Here is an 18,000-nt window from a genome sequence, read left to right on the forward strand (position 1 = left end):
ACCGGCCCTCGCAAGGTGCAGGGCTATTGAGTCGGGTGCTTTGCTTGGCAAGTGGCCCGGAGCCATGTGAGGGAGCTTTCAATGATCGTAGCGTTCGATTGGTTTCGAAACGTGCTTCGACTTCATCCCGAAGTCACTTTTTTCCTGGTGTTGGGCGTCGGTTATGCGCTGGGAAAACTCAGGATCGGCAGCTTCACGCTGGGCGCGGTCACCGGCACGTTGCTGGCGGGGGTACTGGTAGGCCAAATGGGGCTCAGGATCGCCGGCGACGTGAAGCAGTGCTTCTTCCTGCTCTTTCTGTTCTCCATCGGATTTCGTACCGGCCCACAGTTTTTTCGCGGCATGCGTCGTGACGGGTTGCAGCAGGCGCTTCTGGCTGCAATCGTGGCCACGACGGGTCTCGGGGTGGCGTTCATCGTGAGCAAGCTTCTGGGTTACCAGGCCGGCACCGCGGCGGGCGTGGTGGCCGGGTCGCTCACCGAGTCGGCCACCATCGGTACAGCCACCGACGCCATCACACGGCTGGCCTTGTCTGAGGCCGATCGAAACATGCTGACCAATCAGATTCCAGTCGCCTTTGCTGTCACCTATCTGGTGGGTGTGATCGGTGCGGCCTGGATTCTGAGTCAACTTGCGCCCAGGCTCATGGGGGTGGACCTGCCTGCGGTCTGCCGTGAGCTCGAAGACAAGATGCAAGGCGCCGGCGCGCAAGGCATTCCCGGGCGACGGGAGTTCGAGTTGCGCGCCTACACCATCGAAGAAGGTTCGCCGCTGGCGGGCGCGTCGATATCGGAGATGGAGGCCAACATGGGCGATCAGCGGCTCTTCATCGATCGGATACGGCGCGACGGCCTGGTCATGAACGCCGCCCCCGACACCGTACTACGCGCGGGCGACACCATCAGCGCCGCCGGGCGGCGCACCTTATTGGTCGAGCGCATGCTGGGGCCGACTTCGGGCGTGCGTGAGATCGACGATCGCGAATTGCTCGACATGGAGGCCGAATCGCTCGATGTGGTGGTCACATCCAAGGCGATCGACGGCCACCGGCTCGGCGAGTTGGCGCAAGAGCAGGGTGCGCGCGGCGTATTCGTATTGCGCCTCGCGCGCGCGGGCACGCCGGTGCTGATCTCGCCCGAGACCGTGATCAATCGTGGTGATGTCCTTACGCTCGTGGGCAGCGTGTCCCGCGTGGAGGCGGTCGTCGGCAAAGTCGGTGTGGCCGACCGCGCGACCAATGCGACGGACATGGTTCTCGTGTCGCTCGGCATCGTGGCCGGTGCGCTGATAGGCGTCCCGGCGCTGCTTGTCGGCGGTGTGGAAATCGGCCTGTCTCTCAGCGTGGGCGTGCTATTGGGAGGATTAGTGTGTGGCTGGCTGCGTTCAGTGGAGCCGCGCCTCTTCGGGCGTATTCCCGGGCCGACCTTGTGGGTGTTCGAATCCATTGGATTGACGGGCTTTGTCGCCATCGTAGGATTGAACGCAGGGCCCGACTTCGTTAGAGGACTGCAATCAAGCGGGCTTTCGCTTTTGTTTGCAGGCATATTGACCTCGAGTATTCCAATGTTGGTGGGCGTATTCGTCGGGCACAAGATCATGAAGATGCATGCGGGTGTCATGCTCGGGGTGTGCGCAGGGGCTTTGACTGCCACGCCGGCGTTGGCAGCGGTGCAGGAGGCCGCGAAAAGCGCGGTGCCGACCTTGGGCTATGGCGTGGCCTATGCGGTGGGAAATGTGCTGTTGGCGTTGTGGGGAACAGTGATCGTGGCGCTGGTGACCTGACAGGAAACACGCTTGCATTGTGGGCGCGAAGGCGCACAGCATGGCATTCTTGAATTTCTTGAAGCCAGGTACATCTCCACAGACTGGTGATGCAAGTTTTGGCATTTAACGGCGCCGAGACGACGACGTCAGGCAGAAACGATCCGGGTGAGATCTTCGCTTTTGCGCCACGGCTCCGCCGCTCGTGGCCGATATCGGGACATCCGTTTTGCGACGCCTGGGAGACCACCGTGCGCGCCTGGATCTTGAGTACGTTCAGAGCCTCGCCCTCTGATCCGACGCGAATGCTCCCCGGATGGCCCGGTGCCTACCAGCGTGGGATACTGCGTCACTTCGATCGTTTCCGCGCGCAGCGTCCCATCCATGAACCGTTCTGCTCCCCCGGCTTTGCAGGATGCCGACGCGCCTGTCCTCGACCTGCGGGCGAACTTCGCCGCCCGCGTTGACATCGTCACGCTGAAGCTGTTCATCGCGGTGGCGGAGGAGGCGAGCATCGCCAAGGCCGCGGAGCGCGAGCACATGGCGCCTTCGGCTGTCAGCAAGCGGCTCGCCGATCTCGAACAGGCCGTGCGTGTGCCGCTGCTGGAGCGGCATCGTCGCGGCGTGTCGCCGACCTCGGCGGGCGAAGCCTTCCTGCGCCACTCACGCAAGATTCTGCGCGACCTGACTCAGCTCGAATGCGAGATGGGCGAGTTTTCGTCGACTTCGCACGGCGCGCGCGGCCACGTTCGCGCCGCCGCGAACGAATCGGCGCTGTTCGGTTTTTTCCCCGATGCGTTGTCGCGCTTCATGCGCGATCACCCGAACGTGACCGTCGAGCTGCAGCCGAACACGAGCACCGGCGCGGTGCAGGCGGTGCGCGAAGGCGTCGTCGAGTTCGGCATCTTCTGGGGCGACCAGCCGGTCGACGGTCTGAAGGTCATGCCCTGCTATGTGGACCGTCTGGTCGTGGTCGTGCCGCAAGGGCACCCGCTATGCCGCCGGCGCGGTCTGCGCTTCGTCGATCTGCTGGATCACGCGCTGATCCTGCAGGAACCTTATAGCTCCATTCAGAACCTGACTGAACGCCTCGCCGCCGAGGCAGGCCGCACCCTGCATGCGCGCATTCGCGTAGCGGGGTTCGACGCCGTGTGCCGCATGGCGCAGGCCGGCCTGGGGATCGGCATCGTGCCGGACTACTTCGTGGCGGATCGCGCGGCGGCCATGCATATCGAGGAAGTGCCGCTCGACGAGCCGTGGGCGAACCGTCTGCACAAGCTCTGTATTCGCAAGGACGAAGAACTCGCGACCGCCACGCGGCTGCTGGTGGAGTTCCTGAGCAGCTGATGCGCCGCCCGGCGTTCTGCCATCGTGGGCCACGTTGCGAGCGTTCCCAAATACGTCTTCAGCCTTTTTTTTGATATCCGCAGACTCCGTTTCATCAGATCACATCGGTCGTTCGAAAGCGCCGCGATGGCGCCGGGACCGGCCGAAAGCACGGAGACTGCGTGAGTTCCACTGCGCCTGCCGCGCGCACTCTGTTCGACAAGCTGTGGGTACGGCATGTCGTGCACGAGCGCGATGACGGACATACCCTCGTCTATATCGATCGCCATTACGTCGGCGACGATCTGCCCCGCGACACCTTCGACCTGCTCGCGCGCAAGAACCTGCGCGTGCGGCGGCCCGAGGCGACCTTCGCGATGGCGGATCACTACGCGTCGTCGCACGGCCGCTCGATCGCCGATGTCGTCGATGCGGACCGCCGCGAGCTCGTCGAGCGGCTCGTTCATTTCAGTCGCACGCAGCATGTCACGATGTTCCCGCTCGACGACCCGCGTCACGGCATCGTGCATGTCACCGGACCGGAGCAGGGCCTGACGTTGCCGGGCATGACGGTCGTCTGCGGCGACAGCCACACGTCCACGCACGGCGCACTCGGCGCGTTCGCGTTCGGCATCGGCGCGTCGGAAGTCGCGCATGTGCTGGCCACGCAAACGCTGTGGCAGAAGCGGCCCGCCACCATGCGCGTGCATATCGTCGGCGAGTGCGCGTTCGGCGTCACGGCCAAAGACGTGGCGCTCGCGATGATCGCGCAGATCGGCGTGGCGGGCGGCGTGGGGCACGTCATCGAATACGCGGGCGATGCGGTCGCGGCCATGAGCATGGAAGCACGCATGACGCTCTGCAATCTTTCGATCGAGGCGGGCGCGCGCGCCGGCATGATCGCACCGGACGATACCGCGTTCGACTGGCTGCGCGGCCGTCCCCATGCACCGCAAGGCGCGGCCTGGGACGACGCGCTGGCCGCGTGGCGCCTGCTGGCGAGCGACGTCGGCGCGCGCTTTGCCCGCGAAGCCGTGATCGACGCTGCGCGCATCGCGCCGATGGTTACATGGGGCACCAACCCCGCGCAGGCGGCGCCGATCGACGGCCGCATCGGCGACATGATCGGCGACATGCGGGATCGCGGCGACGCCGCCCAGCGCGAGCGGATCAGGCAGGCGCTCGACTACATGGGCATCGAGGCCGGCAGGCCGCTCGAAGGCGTGCCGGTGGACCGCGTGTTCATCGGCTCATGCACGAACGGGCGGCTGGAAGATCTGCGCGCGGCCGCCGCCGTGCTCAAGGGCCGCCGCGTGCGGGTGCCGACGCTCGTCGTGCCGGGTTCGCGCGCCGTGCAGAACGCCGCCGCCGAAGAAGGCCTCGACCGCGTGTTCAGCGAAGCGGGCGCGGAATGGGGCGAGCCGGGCTGTTCGATGTGCCTCGCCATCAACGGCGACGAAGGCCGCCCCGGCGAGCGCATTGCGTCCACCACCAACCGCAACTTCGTGGGCCGCCAGGGACGCGGCGTGCGCACGCACCTGATGAGCCCGGGCATGGCCGCCGGCGCCGCCGTTGCCGGACGACTGATCGACTACCGGGAGCTCTTGCGCGATGCAAGCATTGACGCAGCTTGATGCCATCGGCGTGCCGCTGCCCGCCGCCGATATCGACACGGACCAGATTCTGCCCGCGCGCTTCATGCACGCACGGCGCATCGACTATGGCCGCTACTTCTTTCACGACCTGCGCGGCGCCGGGACCTTCGCGCTGGACCGCGCCGCTTACGCGGGGGCGCAGGTGCTGGTCACGGGTCCGAATTTCGGTTGCGGTTCGTCGCGCGAACAGGCCGTGCATACGCTCGCGGACTTCGGTATTCGCGCGCTCGTCGGCACGAGTTTCGGCGACATCTTCTTCACCAACTGTCTCAAGAACGGCGTGCTGCCGGTGCGCGCCGATGCGGCCTTCGTCGAACGCCTGCTCGCTGCGCTCGACGCGCAGCCGGGCGCGCGCGTGCGCATCGACTTGCCGGCGCAATGCGTGCTCGCGCCGGACGGCACGCGCGCGTCGTTCGAGATCGACGCCTTTCAGAAAGAAGCGCTCGTCGCAGGTCTCGACGAGATCGACGTGACGCTGCGCCTCGGCGCGAGCATCGACGCCTACGAGCGCGCGCACGGCATCGGCCGGTGATTCGGGAATCGCAGCACGTAACAGAAAAAGCAGGAACAACAGGAAACCACATGAAAATCGCAGTGCTCCCCGGCGACGGGATCGGTCCCGAAGTCACCGCGCAAGCGCTCAAGGTGCTCGACGTGTTCGTGCGCGAAGGCATGCCGCTCGAATTCGAACGTGCGCTCATCGGCGGCTGCGCCTACGACGAGACCGGCCATCCGCTGCCCGACGCGACCTTCGCGCTGGCGCGTGAAGCGGACGCGATCCTGTTCGGCGCGGAAGGCGGCTTCCAGTACGAAACGCTGCCGCGCGGCCTGCGCCCCGGCGATGCGCTGCTGACCATTCGCCGCGAACTCGGCCTGTTCGCGAACTTCCGTCCGGTGGTGGCGTGGCCGGAACTCGTGGGTGCGTCGCCGCTGAAGGCCGCGCGTCTGGACGGACTCGATCTGCTGATCCTGCGCGAGCTGACCGGCGACCTCTACTTCGGCGAGCCGCGCGGCGTGACGACCGAGAACGGCGTGCGCGTGGGCATCAACACCATGCGCTACGACGAGAACGAGATTCGCCGCATCGCGCACGTCGCGTTCAGGACCGCGCGCACGCGGCGTCATCGCGTGTGCTCGGTGGACAAGGCCAACGTCCTCGAATCGATGGAACTGTGGCGCGAGGTCGTCGAAGACGTGGCGCGCGACTATCCGGATGTCACGCTGGAGCATCTCTACGTGGATGCCGCCGCGATGTCGCTGCTGCGCGCGCCGCAGCACTTCGACGTGATCGTGACCGGCAATCTGTTCGGCGACATCCTGTCCGACGAAGCGTCGATGCTGACGGGCTCCATCGGCATGTTGCCGTCGGCGTCGGTCGGCGATGGGCGCAAGGGACTCTACGAACCGGTGCACGGCTGCGCGCCGGATATCGCCGGGCGCGATATCGCCAATCCGCTCGCCTCCATTCTCTCGGCCGCGATGATGCTGCGCATGAGCTTCGAGCAGCCCGAGGCGGCGGCGCGCATCGAGCGTGCGGTGCGCCGCGTGCTCGCGTCGGGCTATCGCACGGCGGATATCGCGGAACCGGGCACGAAGCAGGTCGGCACCGCGCAGATGGGCGACCTCGTGGTCGCGGCCATCGCCTGAGAGGCATCGCAGGAGACGCATATGAACGTATCGGCACCCCCGCTCGTGCGCTTCCGTCAGGTCGGCAAGACCTACGACGGCGTCACGCCCGTCGTCGAAGCGCTCGACCTCGATATCCACGAAGGCGAATTCCTCTCGCTGCTCGGGCCGTCGGGTTCGGGCAAGACGACCTGCCTCATGATGCTCGCCGGTTTCGAGTCGCCCAGCACGGGCGAGATCTGGCTCGGCGACACGCTGCTCAACACCACGCCGCCGCACAGGCGCGATATCGGCATGGTGTTCCAGAACTACGCGCTGTTTCCGCACATGACGGTGGCGCAGAACGTCGGGTACGCGCTGACGGTGCGGCGCGTTGGCAAGGCCGAGAAGGCGGCCGCCGTGGCGCGGGCGCTGGACATGGTGCGCATGCGCGAGTTCGCGGATCGTCTGCCGAAGAGCCTGTCCGGCGGACAGCAACAGCGCGTGGCGCTGGCGCGCGCACTGGTCTTCAATCCGCGCCTGGTGCTGATGGACGAGCCGCTCGGCGCGCTCGACAAGCGCCTGCGCGAGCACATGCAGATCGAGCTCAAGGACTTGCATCGCACGCTCGGCATTACGTTCGTCTATGTGACGCACGATCAGAGCGAGGCGCTCACGATGTCCGACCGCGTCGCCGTGTTCGACCGCGGGCGCATCCAGCAGATCGACCGCGTGCATGCGCTGTACGAGACGCCGGAGAACGGCACCGTCGCGAACTTCGTCGGCGACAACAACGTGTTTGTCGGACGCCTGCTGTCGCTGGATGGCGACCGGGGCGAGATCGGACTCACGGGCGGCGAGCGGCTGACGGGACGCGTGGTCGGCTCGCCGCGCGTGGGCGACGCGGTGCGCGCGTGCGTGCGCCCGGAGCGCATGACGCTTGCCGGCGACGACGCGAGCGCGCTCGTGCCGTCGCTCAACACGCTGCGTGCGCGCACGGCGGGCACGCTCTATTTCGGCGATCACGTGCGCGTGAGGTTCGCCGTGTCGCAGCAGGAGGGCGGCTTCGTGAAGCTGCCGCTCGACGACGCGGGTCCGGCGCAACGGCCTGACGGGGACACGATGACGCTGCGGTTTCACGAGCGTCATCTGCGGATTTTTGCTTGAGTGCGGTTATCCATCGGGGAGTCATCATGCTGAGAAAAATGGGAACGGGCGCGGCTGTCGCGCTGATATTGGCGCAGCTGTCGCACGGCGCAATGGCGCGGCCGCTCGCGGTCGTCAACTATGGCGGGACGCTCGCGGACGCGCAGCAATCCGCGTTCATCAAGCCCTTCCAGGCGGCGACGGGCATCGACGTCACGGCGTCGTCGTATTCGGGTGAGCAAGCCAAGGTCAAGGCAATGGTCGACGGGCGCCAGGTGAGCTGGGACGTGGTCGAGGTCGAATCCACCGACGTCGGGCGCGGCTGCGACTCGGGCATGTACGAGCGCATCGACTGGGCGAAGGTGCCGGACGCCGCGCATCTCACGTCAACCGCTAAAACACGCTGCGGCGTGGGTCTGTTCGCATGGGCCAACGCGTTCGCCTGGAACACGAAGCAGCTGAAGAGCGCGCCGGCCGGCTGGGCCGATTTCTGGGACACGAAGAAATATCCCGGCAAGCGCGGCATGCGCAAATCGGCGCGCGGCAATCTGGAGTTCGCGCTGATGGCCGACGGCGTCAAGCCCGCCGATGTCTACAAGGTGCTCGGCACGCCGGCGGGCGTCGATCGTGCGTTCAAAAAGCTCGACGAACTGCGGCCGAACATCCAGTGGTGGGACGCGGGCGCACAACCGGCGCAGTTCCTCGTGTCCGGCGACGTCGCGATGTCAACGGTGTTCAGCGGACGCATCATCACCGCGCAGAAGGCGGGGCAGCCGCTCGACATCGTCTGGAACGGTGCGATCGCCGACTACGACTACTGGGTGATTCCGAAGGGCTCGCCGATGAAGGACGAGGCGATGAAGTTCATCAACTACACCATCGGCGCGCAGCAGCAGAATGCGTTTCTCGCGCTGCAGCCGGGCGGCCCCGCCAACGCGCAGGCGCTGGGCAAGATGGACGCCGCGCAGCTCAAGAACCTGCCCAACACGCCGGAGCACGAGAAGATCGGCGTCGTCAACGACCGGGAGTTCTGGGACGAGCACGGCGACGATCTCGACCAGCGCTTCGCGGCGTGGGCGGCGCGTTAAGTGAGGGCACGCGAGATGGCGAGTCCCTCGGGCGCAACGCAGCCGGCGGTCAACGTGCCGGCAGCACAGGCCGCGCGGCGCACCCGGCCACGGCGCCGGGGCCGCACGCGCGGCGACGTGCCGGGCGCGATGTTGCTGATCGCGCCGCTCGCGATCTTCATGGCGGTGTTTTTCATCACGCCCATCGTGAGCCTGATGACGCGGGCGGTGTGGGACCCGGTCGTCGCGGTGGCGTTTCCGCAGACCGCACGGGCGCTCGCTGGCTGGCATGACGGCACGCCGCCGCCCGAGGCATTCGCGGCGGTCGCGCGCGACATCCTCGCCGCGGACCAGGCGGGCACGCTCGGCGAAGCGGCATCGCGGCTGAATCAGGACCGGTCCGGCATGCGCGCGCTGATGCTGCGCACGCGCCGCCATCTCGACGATCTCTCGACGGACGGCAAGCCTCTCGCGACGCCGCAGGATGCGCAGCGCGAACTCGTCGCGGCGGATGAGCGCTGGAGCGAAGCCGGCACCTGGAGCGACCTCGCGAGCGCGCTCCGTCCGCTGACGGCGGCTTATCTGCTGCGTGCGGTCGATCGCCGGCGCGCGGCGGACGGCGGCATCGTCGCGTTGCCGCAGGAGGAGGGCGCCTACGTGCCGATCCTCGCGCGCACCTTCTGGATCAGCCTCGTCGTGACGGCGATCGTTGTCGCGCTCGGCTATCCGCTCACGTACTGGCTTGCGCAACTGCCCGAGCGCCGTCAGCGGCGCGTCCTGATGGCCGTGCTGATTCCGTTCTGGACGTCGATCCTCGTGCGCATCGCCGCGTGGATGGTGGTGCTGCCGCGCGAAGGGCTCGTCAACAGGATCGGCATGTCGATGCACCTGTTCGACAGTCCGCTCACGCTGCTCTACAACCGCACCGGCGTGATCATTTCGATGGTGCACATCCTGATCCCGTTCATGGTGCTGCCGCTGTTTGCCGTGATGCGCGGCATCCCGCCGACTTATCAGCGCGCTGCGATCTCGCTCGGCAGCCATCCGTTCGGCGCGTTCTGGCGTGTGTACGTGCCGCAGACCGCGCCCGGCGTGGCGGCGGGCGCGCTGCTCGTGTTCATCAGCGCGCTCGGCTATTACATTGCGCCCGCGCTGCTCGGCGGCGCGGGGGATCAGATGCTCAGCTACTACATCGCGTACTTCACCAATACGTCGATCAACTGGGGGCTCGCGGCGGCGCTGTCCGTGCTCCTGCTCGTCGCGACCGCGCTGCTGTTCGCGGTCTACCGGCTCCTTGCCGCATGGCGGCCGGGCGCGGCAAAGGAGGCCTGAGGTGCGCATCGTTCCCGCATTCGAACCCTACGCGCGCTGGCCCGAGAAGGTCTGGTACGTCGCGCAGCGCGTGCTGTGCTACGGCGTGCTCGCGTATCTCGTCCTGCCGATCGCCGCGCTGGTGCCGCTGTCGTTCTCGGCGGACGCGTTTCTCGTGTATCCGGTTCGCCATTGGTCGCTGCGCTGGTACGAGACGCTGTTCGCCTCCGACGCGTGGTGGCGCGCGATCCGCAACAGCTTCATCGTCGCGCCGGGTGCGACGGTGCTCGCCACCGTGCTCGGCACCTTGTGCGCGCTCGGGCTCGATCGCGCGGAGTTTCCCGGCAAGCGCGTGCTGACCGCGATCATCCTCTCGCCGCTGGTCGCGCCGCTCGTGGTGGTCGCGGTGGGGCTGTACCTGTTCTACATGAAGCTGCATCTGGCAGGCACCTTCACGGGGCTGGTCATCGCGCACGCGCTGCTCGGCGCGCCGTTCGTCGTGACTACGGTGAGCGCCGTGCTCAAGGGCTTCAACGGCACGCTCGTGAACGCGAGCCGCAGTCTCGGCGCGGGCCGCATCGAGACGTTCCTGCGCATCACGTTGCCGCTGATCCTGCCAGGCGTGCTGTCCGGCGCGCTGTTCGCGTTCGCGACTTCATTCGACGAAGTGGTGGTGACGCTGTTCCTCGCCGGGCCGGATCAGGTGACGATTCCGCGTCAGATGTTCAGCGGCATCCGCGACAGCATCACGCCGACCATCGTTGCGCTGGCCACCATTCTCGTGCTGTTCTCGATGACCCTGCTGCTGGTGATGGAGCGCCTGCGCGTGCGCGGCGCCGCGCGTGTTTGATCCTCTAGCGCGTCTCGTCACTCGTTATGGCAATGCCATCGACGCCGTCATGTTCTGGCGCATGTAATCGAGGAAGCGTTTCTGGAACAGCATCGTGTGTTCATGGGCGAGACGTTCGGCGGCGTCGGCGTCGCGCCGTTCGATCGCCGCGATGATGTCGTCATGATCGCGGCCCATCTTGGTCTCGCTGTGCGCGCTCATCGTGTAATCGAAATGCAGGTGCAGCAGGCGCTGCCCCTCGCCGAGCAGCCGTTCGTAGTAGCCGACGAAGTAAGGATTGTTCGCCGCCTGCGCAATGGCAATATGCACTGCCTTGTTGGTCTCCGACATTTTCTGGAAGTCGCCGCTGTCGAGCGCCTTCATATAGTCATCGTCGGCGCGGCGAATGCGGGCGAGATCCGCATCCGTGCGATGCAGCGCGGCCAGCCGCGTGACCGCGCGCTGAATCAGATCGAGCGCTGAAATGTACTTCGGAAACTCTTCGATCTCGAACGGCGTCACGAGCGTGGTGCGGTTCGGCAGAATGGTGACGAGTCCCTCGCTGATGAGCCGCGCGAGCGCGTCGCGCACGGGTGAACGCGAGAGCCCGAACTGCGCTGCCAGCGAGACTTCATCCAGCGGCGCGCCGGGTTTGAGCTGCAACGTGAGGATCTGCTTGCGCAACTCTTCGTAGATATACCGTCCGCCGTGCCGGCGACCGCTCGTCTCGGTCTCCGCCGTTGCTTTGCTCATTGTTTCACCGCTTTGATCAAGGGCTCGGGGAACGAGCCGTATCGGCGAGTTTATCATCGTGCTTCGTGTCCGAAATGCCGCCTGCAACGCGGCCTAGTTGAGATACCAGCCCCACGGCTCGCTACTGTCGTAGCGTGTGATCTGCTTCGTTTCCAGATAGTTGTTCAAGCCCCATTCGCCCAGTTCGCGGCCGATGCCGCTTTGCTTGTAACCGCCCCAGGGCGCTTCGGTGAAAGTCGGCTGCGAACAGTTGATCCAGACGATACCCGCGCGTAACGTACGCGCCACGCGTTCGCACCGGTCGAGATCGCGCGACATGACGGCGGCCGCCAGGCCGAAGCGCGAGTCGTTGGCTTCGCGCACGGCGTGCGCTTCGTCATCGAACGGGCGCACGCAGACGACCGGACCGAAGATTTCCTCCCGCCAGATCCAGCTGTCCACGGGGACGTCCGCGAAGATCGCCGGCTCCATGAAGAAGCCTCGTTCGAGATGCGCGGGACGGCTTCCGCCCGATATCAGCCGCGCCCCTTCTTCCTGGCCGCGCGCAATCGCCTGCAGGACCTTCTCGTACTGTGCGCGGTTCACCAGCGGCCCGAGCAGCACGCCTTCATCCAGTCCATTGCCGATGCGAATCCTGCGTGTTTCCTCGGCCAGCCTGTGCAGCAGGCGCGGATAGAGGTCGCGCTGTACGAGCACGCGCGAGGTCGCCGAGCAGACTTCACCCTGATTCCAGAAGATGCCGAACATGATCCATTCGACGGCGGCGTCGATATCGCTGTCGTCGAAGACGATGAACGGCGACTTGCCGCCGAGCTCCAGGCTGATGTTCTTGATATGCCGTGCCGCCGCCTGCATGATGCGGCTGCCCGTCGGGACGCTGCCGGTGAAGGCGAGTTTGTCGATATCCGGATGCTCGCTCAGTGCCGCGCCCGCTTCGTGGCCCAGACCAGTGACGACATTGAGCACGCCGGCAGGAAGGCCCGCGTGCGCGGCGATGTCGGCGAGTTCGAGCGCGCTGAGCGGCGTCAGCTCCGAGGGTTTCAACACCATCGTGCAGCCCGCGGCCAGCGCAGGCGCGACCTTCCACGCCGCCATCAAAAGCGGAAAATTCCACGGGATGATCGCGCCCGCGACGCCCACCGGTTCCTTGCGCGCAATCGAAGTAAAGCGCTCGTCGGCGAGGGCGATGGGTGTTTCCGCGCTATCGTCCAGCTTCGCGGCGAGATCGGCGTAGAAGTCGAAGCAGCCGGCCGCGTCGCCCAGGTCCCATTTCGCTTCGGGCAGCGGCTTGCCGTTGTCGCGCACTTCGATGCGCGCGAGTTCGTCGAGACGTTCGCGAATGCCTTGACCGATACGGCGCAAGACTTGCGCGCGTTCGTGCCCGCTCATGCGCGGCCACGGACCCTGATCGAAGGCGCGGCGCGCGGCTGCGACGGCGAGATCGACGTCTTCGCTCGTCGCGGCCGCCACGCTGGCGATGACCGCCTCGCTAGCCGGGTCGATCGACTCGAAGCGGCCGTCTCGTACCGGCGCGACCCATTGGCCGTCGATGAAAAGGCATTCATAGGATTTCATGGGCGCTGCGTCCTCATTGGCGCGATTTGATGAGTTTGTCGTCGACTGCTTCGAGCCACGTGTCCGCGAGCGTGAAGCCGTTCTGAAAGCGATCGGTGGGATCGACTCCCACTTGCGAGATCGCCGTGATCCAGGCCTGACCTGCTACCACCGGCACCACCGCTGCATGCTCGCCGACCCGAGTAGTCGCTTCGATACGGCTCTCGAAGCGCGAACCGGTGATCGATTCATGAACGAAGGTCTCGCCGACATCGACGAGGCCGCGCGCATGGAGCACTGCGAGCCGCGCGGACGTGCCCGTGCCGCACGGCGAGCGATCACAGCGTCCCGGCGACACGATCACCGTATTGCGCGCGAACAGCGTGCCGTTCTCACGCATGAGCGGTCCCATGAACTGGGTATTGGTCACGCCCTTGATGAGCGGGTTGTCGGGATGCGAGAACGGCAATTGTTCGAACGCCGCCGCCTCGATGCGCTGGCCGAGTTCGCACAGTTCGCGCGCTTCGTCGGGCGTGATGGAAAAGCCCAGCGCCTGGGCATCGACGAGCGCATACGTCATGCCGCCATACGCGATGTCTACCTTGATGCTGCCTGCGCCCGCCACGTCCACATAGGCGTCCAGATGCGCGACAAACGCCGGTTGATTCGTGAATTCGACGCGCGTCACCTTGCCGTCCCTGCATTCGCAACGCGCGCGTATCAGACCGGCGGGCGCTTCGAGCACGAGTTCCGTCACGGGCTCGGTCATCGGCAGGATGCCGGTTTCGAGCAGCACTGTCGCGACACACATCGTGTTCGAGCCGGACATCGCCACGTATTCGGTCGATTCGCCGATGACATAGCCCATCTGTGCGCGCGCGTCGGTGGCGGGCAGAATGAAGTTGATGTTGTGATTCACCGAGCCGCGCGGTTCGAACAGGCAGAGGCGGCGCAATGCGTCGCCGTGCTCCTCGAGATACAGCATCTTGTCGAACATGGTCTTGCCGGGCACGTCGATCAGGCCGCCCGTCACCACGTTGCCGACTTCGCCTTCGGCATGACAGCCGACCATCGTGAAGGTCTTGTTCCAGCGCATGGTGTTCTCCTCGTCAGAAGCGATAGGCGCTGAAGGGCGCAAGGCTTTGCCTGGTCGTGCGCTGCGCGACGAGGTCCGCGATCAGCCGTCCCGTCGTCGCGCCGAGCGTGAGCCCGAGCTGACCGTGTCCGAATGCCATCGTTGCGTTTGCCAGACGGCGTGACCGGTCGATGACCGGCTTCGTATCAGGCAGGAACGGGCGATAGCCGACACCGTATTCGACGTGGTCGACATTGAGCCCGGGCATCACGCGCTTCGCCTTGTCGAGGATGATGTCCGCGCGCCTGAAGTTCGGTTTCGCATCGCGGCCCGCGAATTCGATGGTTCCCCCGATCTGCAGGCCGCGCGTCATCGGCGTGAAGCAGAAGCCGCCATCGGCGTAGATGATCGAGTGACGGACCTCGACGCCCGGCGCGGGCAGCACCGCCTGATAGCCGGCGATGCCCGCAAGCGGCACGTTCACGCCGAGCGCGTCGAAGAAGCGCCGCGAACCCGTGCCCGCCGCCACGACGACGTGATCGCAAGCGAGCCGCTCGCCGTTCGCGAGCGTGACGCCGGTCGCGCGTCCGTTCGCTTCGTCGATGCGCGAGGCTGCCGACCGCACGCGTCGCCCGCCATCGCGCAAGAAGGCCTCCGTCAGCGCGACGATGAAGCCTTCCGTATCGTTCACCGCGCGCCAGTCGGGAAACAGCAGACCGTGCGCGAAGCGGCCCGCGAGCGCCGGCTCGAGATCGCCGATCTCGCCGGCATTCAGACGCTGCGTTCCGAAGCCGACCGATTCGCGCAACGCCAGATGCGGCGCTTCGTGTTCGAGGCCTGCCGCGCTGTCGAACACCTCGATGATGGGGCGATCGCCCAACAGCGCCTTGTCGTCGCAGGCAGCGAGCAGCGGCGCGAAGTCGGCGTAGGCATCATGCGTGAGCGTGGCCATGGCGTTCGCAATCTCGACGATCTTCGTATGCCGCGCGCACAGCAGGAAGCGCACGAACCACGGAAGGATGCCGGGCAGCGCGCCCGGCCGCAGCGCGAGCGGTCCGTTCTGATCCATCAGCCAGCCGGGTATTTTCATCAGCACGCCGGGCTTTGACAGCGGCACGATCTCGCTGACGGCCATCTGTCCGCAACTCCACTTCGCGGTGCTGTTGCCGGGCGCTTCGGGATCGATCAGCGTGACGGCGAGGCCATCGCGTTGCAGATACATCGCGCAGCACACGCCGACAATCCCGCCGCCAATGACGATCGCCTGTTGCGTCGGCTGCGCGTGAAGATGCTCGCGAGGCACGGCGTTCACTGGCTGAACTCCTGAAGGCTGAAGCCTTGCGGATACGGCTCGGTGTCGTCGACGAGATGCTGCGCGCGGCCGGTGATGTACGCGCGGCCTTCGATGCTCGGCAGCACGGCCGCGAGCCCGCTTTCGAGCCGGGTTACCGTTTCCACGCGTCCGACGAACGCGCTGCCGATGATGCTCTCATGCGTGAACGTCTCGCCTTCGCGCAACCAGCCTCGTGCATGGCGTTGCGCCACGCGCGCCGACGTGCCGGTGCCGCATGGCGAACGGTCGACGATCAGATCGCCCGCGATGACGACCGCGCGCGCGTCGGCCGTTTTGGAGAGTGGAGCGCCGGTCCACATGCAATGCTTCACGCCGCGAATGCGCGGATTGTCCGGATGCACGACATCGAGCGCGCGATTCACGATGGACTGCATTTGCCGGCCGTATTCGAGAAGCTGATCCGCCGAGAAGTGTTCGCAGCCCGGGAAATTCGGCTGCACTTCGACGATCGGATAGAAGTTGCCGCCATACGCGATGTCGATGACCAGCTTGCCGAACACCGGATGCTCGATCTCCAGGTCGCGATGCAACAGGAAGCTCGGCACGTTCGTGAAGCGTACGTTGCGCACCTTGTCGCCGTGCATCTCGTAGCGCGCGGTGAGCTGGCCCGCGGGCACATCGACCACCATCACGCCCGGACGGCGCGGCTTCACGAGTCCTGTTTCCAGAGCGAACGTGACCGATCCGATGGAGGCGTGTCCGCACATCGGCAAACAGCCCGAGGTTTCAATGAACAGCAGACTCATGTCCGCGTCGGGCGAGAGCGGCGGATAGAGAATCGTGCCCGACATATGGGCGCATCCGCGCGGTTCCAGCATGAGCGCGCGGCGAATCCAGTCGTGTTCAGCCACGAAATATTCGCGGCGCGCGTTCATCGTCGCACCCTGTAATTCGGGTGCGCCGTCGATCACCATCCGCACGGGCATGCCTTCCGTATGCCCTTCGATGCAGTCAAAGCGATATTGCGTCATTCGTCCTGCTCCTTAACCTTGGGCCGCTTCGAACACCGCGCGAAAGGCGGCTTTTTCTTCATCGGTCAGCGGTTTGAGCGGCATGCGCGCCGCGCCGACCTTGAAGCCCGCGAGCTCGCAACCGTACTTCACCTTCTGCACGAACTTGCCGGCTTCCATCGTCGCCATGACAGGGAAGAGGGAACGCATGACGTCCTGCGCGCCGCGAATGTCGCCCGCACTGAACCGGTTGTAGAACTCGACGACGGGCTTGACGAAGCAGTTGGCCGGGCCGCAAATCCAGCTCGTCGCGCCCCACAGGAAGAAGTCCAGCGCCTGATCGTCGGAGCCGCAGGAAAGCTGGTAGCTGTCCCGGTAGTTCTCGCCGATCTCGATCGCGCGCAACAGATTGCCGCTGCTTTCCTTGATGCCGATGACGCGCGGATGGTCCCTGAATGCATCGAGCACGCCGAAGCCGATTTCGACGTTCGTGCGCACCGGATAGTTGTAGAGGATCAGATCGACGTCGGGCACGGCGTCGAGAATCGCCTCGTAGTGGCCAATCAATTCTTCCTGTGAGGGCAGCGCGTAGTAGGGCGGGGCGATCAATACATTGGTATAGCCTGCATCGCGCACCAGGCGCGTCTGTTCGATGACTTCACGCGTGCTCGACCCGTTCGCGCCGCCGATCAGCATGCCGCGTTCGCCGACGACTTCCTTCACGGTCTTGAGGATCGCGCGGCGTTCATCGTGCGTGAGCGCGTAGTACTCGCCGGTCGAACCGAGCGGCACGAAACCGGTTACGCCGGCTTTCAGCTGATAGTCGAGGATCGACGCGAGCGTGTCGTGATCGACTGCGCCGGCGGCGTTGAACGGCGTGACGAGCGCCGGCAGGATTCCCTTCATCTGCATGTGTTTCTCCACTGTGTGTGAACCTTCGAAATCAATAGGCGAAGCGCCTGAGCAAGCGCGTTTCGACGAGGCCGACCAGACGCGTCAGCGGAAAGGCGACGAGAAAATAGATGATCGCGACCGTGGTCAGGAATTCAACCGGCTTGGCGGTGCTGTTCGAGATGCTCTGTCCAACGAACATGAGATCCGCGACGCCGACCGAAGAGATCAGCGCGCTCTCCTTGAACAGGCTCACGAAGTTCGACAGCAGCGGCGGGATCGCGCGCAGCAGCGCCTGCGGGAAGATGACGTAGAGAATCTTCGCCTGCGGCGTCAGGCTCAGCGCAATGCACGCGTCGTGTTGCTCGGCGGAAATCGATTTGAGCGCGCCACGGAAGGTCTCGCTCGTGATCGCGGCCATGTACAGCGTGAGCGAAATCATCACTGAGACGTAGGGCGCAATCTGCACGTGAAACACCACAGGAAAGCAGAAGAAGACCCAGAAAAGCTGAATCAACAGCGGCGTGCCGCGGAAGAATTCGACGTAGAGCGTGGTCGCGGTCTTCATCCATCGCGAAGGCGACATGCGCAAGAGGCTCAGCGCGAAGCCCGCGAGACTGCCGATCACCGCGCAACTGCTGGTGAAGGCGAGCGTCAGGCCGAGGCCCCTGAGCAGCACCCACCAGTAAGACATGACGGTCGGGAAATCGAGTTGCATGCGTG

16 protein-coding genes are annotated in these 18,000 nt (G+C 65.6%); 9 read left to right on the plus strand and 7 right to left on the minus strand.

Annotated elements, in window-relative coordinates; translation table 11 throughout:
- The first annotated feature begins 81 nt into the window (after positions 1-81).
- From aspT to QCE88_RS18775, 9 genes are all read left to right on the plus strand, one after another.
- Complete coding sequence (gene aspT / locus QCE88_RS18735) at positions 82-1,782, plus strand: aspartate-alanine antiporter (protein WP_309904843.1); 1,701 nt, start codon at positions 82-84, stop codon at positions 1,780-1,782.
- A gap of 363 nt (positions 1,783-2,145) precedes the next feature.
- The gene (locus tag QCE88_RS18740; protein ID WP_309904846.1) at positions 2,146-3,108 is read left to right on the plus strand and encodes a LysR family transcriptional regulator; all 963 of its coding nucleotides are present in this window, start codon (positions 2,146-2,148) and stop codon (positions 3,106-3,108) included.
- 161 nt (positions 3,109-3,269) lie between these two features.
- Positions 3,270-4,721, plus strand: a complete 1,452-nt coding sequence (gene leuC, locus QCE88_RS18745) for a 3-isopropylmalate dehydratase large subunit (RefSeq protein ID WP_309904848.1) — start codon at positions 3,270-3,272, stop codon at positions 4,719-4,721.
- On the plus strand, positions 4,699-5,274 hold the full coding sequence (leuD, locus tag QCE88_RS18750; protein WP_309904850.1) for a 3-isopropylmalate dehydratase small subunit: 576 nt from the start codon (positions 4,699-4,701) through the stop codon (positions 5,272-5,274). The genes leuC and leuD overlap by 23 nt, the downstream gene beginning before the upstream one ends.
- A gap of 50 nt (positions 5,275-5,324) precedes the next feature.
- Positions 5,325-6,389, plus strand: a complete 1,065-nt coding sequence (gene leuB / locus QCE88_RS18755; protein WP_309904852.1) for a 3-isopropylmalate dehydrogenase — start codon at positions 5,325-5,327, stop codon at positions 6,387-6,389.
- 21 nt (positions 6,390-6,410) lie between these two features.
- On the plus strand, positions 6,411-7,514 hold the full coding sequence (locus QCE88_RS18760; protein ID WP_309904854.1) for an ABC transporter ATP-binding protein: 1,104 nt from the start codon (positions 6,411-6,413) through the stop codon (positions 7,512-7,514).
- 26 nt (positions 7,515-7,540) lie between these two features.
- A complete protein-coding gene (locus QCE88_RS18765) occupies positions 7,541-8,581 on the plus strand; it encodes an ABC transporter substrate-binding protein (protein WP_309904856.1) in 1,041 nt (346 codons plus the stop codon).
- Between the two features lie 15 nt (positions 8,582-8,596).
- Positions 8,597-9,892, plus strand: coding sequence for an ABC transporter permease (locus QCE88_RS18770; RefSeq protein ID WP_309904858.1), 1,296 nt, complete (start codon positions 8,597-8,599; stop codon positions 9,890-9,892).
- Position 9,893: 1 nt separating this feature from the next.
- The gene (locus tag QCE88_RS18775) at positions 9,894-10,721 is read left to right on the plus strand and encodes an ABC transporter permease (RefSeq protein ID WP_309904861.1); all 828 of its coding nucleotides are present in this window, start codon (positions 9,894-9,896) and stop codon (positions 10,719-10,721) included.
- Between the two features lie 24 nt (positions 10,722-10,745).
- On the opposite strand, the gene QCE88_RS18780 is transcribed toward QCE88_RS18775, so the two are convergent.
- From QCE88_RS18780 to QCE88_RS18810, 7 genes are all read right to left on the minus strand, one after another.
- A complete protein-coding gene (locus QCE88_RS18780; RefSeq protein WP_309904863.1) occupies positions 10,746-11,453 on the minus strand; it encodes a GntR family transcriptional regulator in 708 nt (235 codons plus the stop codon).
- A gap of 93 nt (positions 11,454-11,546) precedes the next feature.
- A complete protein-coding gene (locus QCE88_RS18785) occupies positions 11,547-13,028 on the minus strand; it encodes an aldehyde dehydrogenase family protein (RefSeq protein ID WP_309904865.1) in 1,482 nt (493 codons plus the stop codon).
- Between the two features lie 13 nt (positions 13,029-13,041).
- Positions 13,042-14,103, minus strand: a complete 1,062-nt coding sequence (locus QCE88_RS18790; RefSeq protein ID WP_309904867.1) for a proline racemase family protein — start codon at positions 14,101-14,103, stop codon at positions 13,042-13,044.
- 13 nt (positions 14,104-14,116) lie between these two features.
- Positions 14,117-15,394: an FAD-dependent oxidoreductase gene (locus tag QCE88_RS18795; RefSeq protein ID WP_309904869.1), complete on the minus strand. Its 1,278-nt coding sequence runs from the start codon at positions 15,392-15,394 to the stop codon at positions 14,117-14,119.
- Positions 15,391-16,407: a 4-hydroxyproline epimerase gene (locus QCE88_RS18800; protein ID WP_309904871.1), complete on the minus strand. Its 1,017-nt coding sequence runs from the start codon at positions 16,405-16,407 to the stop codon at positions 15,391-15,393. Before QCE88_RS18800 ends, QCE88_RS18795 begins: the two co-directional genes overlap by 4 nt.
- A gap of 12 nt (positions 16,408-16,419) precedes the next feature.
- Positions 16,420-17,298, minus strand: coding sequence for a dihydrodipicolinate synthase family protein (locus QCE88_RS18805; protein WP_309904873.1), 879 nt, complete (start codon positions 17,296-17,298; stop codon positions 16,420-16,422).
- Between the two features lie 31 nt (positions 17,299-17,329).
- On the minus strand, positions 17,330-17,995 hold the full coding sequence (locus tag QCE88_RS18810) for an amino acid ABC transporter permease (protein WP_309904875.1): 666 nt from the start codon (positions 17,993-17,995) through the stop codon (positions 17,330-17,332).
- Positions 17,996-18,000: the final 5 nt, after the last annotated feature.

It is taken from the genome of Caballeronia sp. LZ035 (genome assembly GCF_031451175.1).
Lineage (GTDB): Bacteria > Pseudomonadota > Gammaproteobacteria > Burkholderiales > Burkholderiaceae > Caballeronia.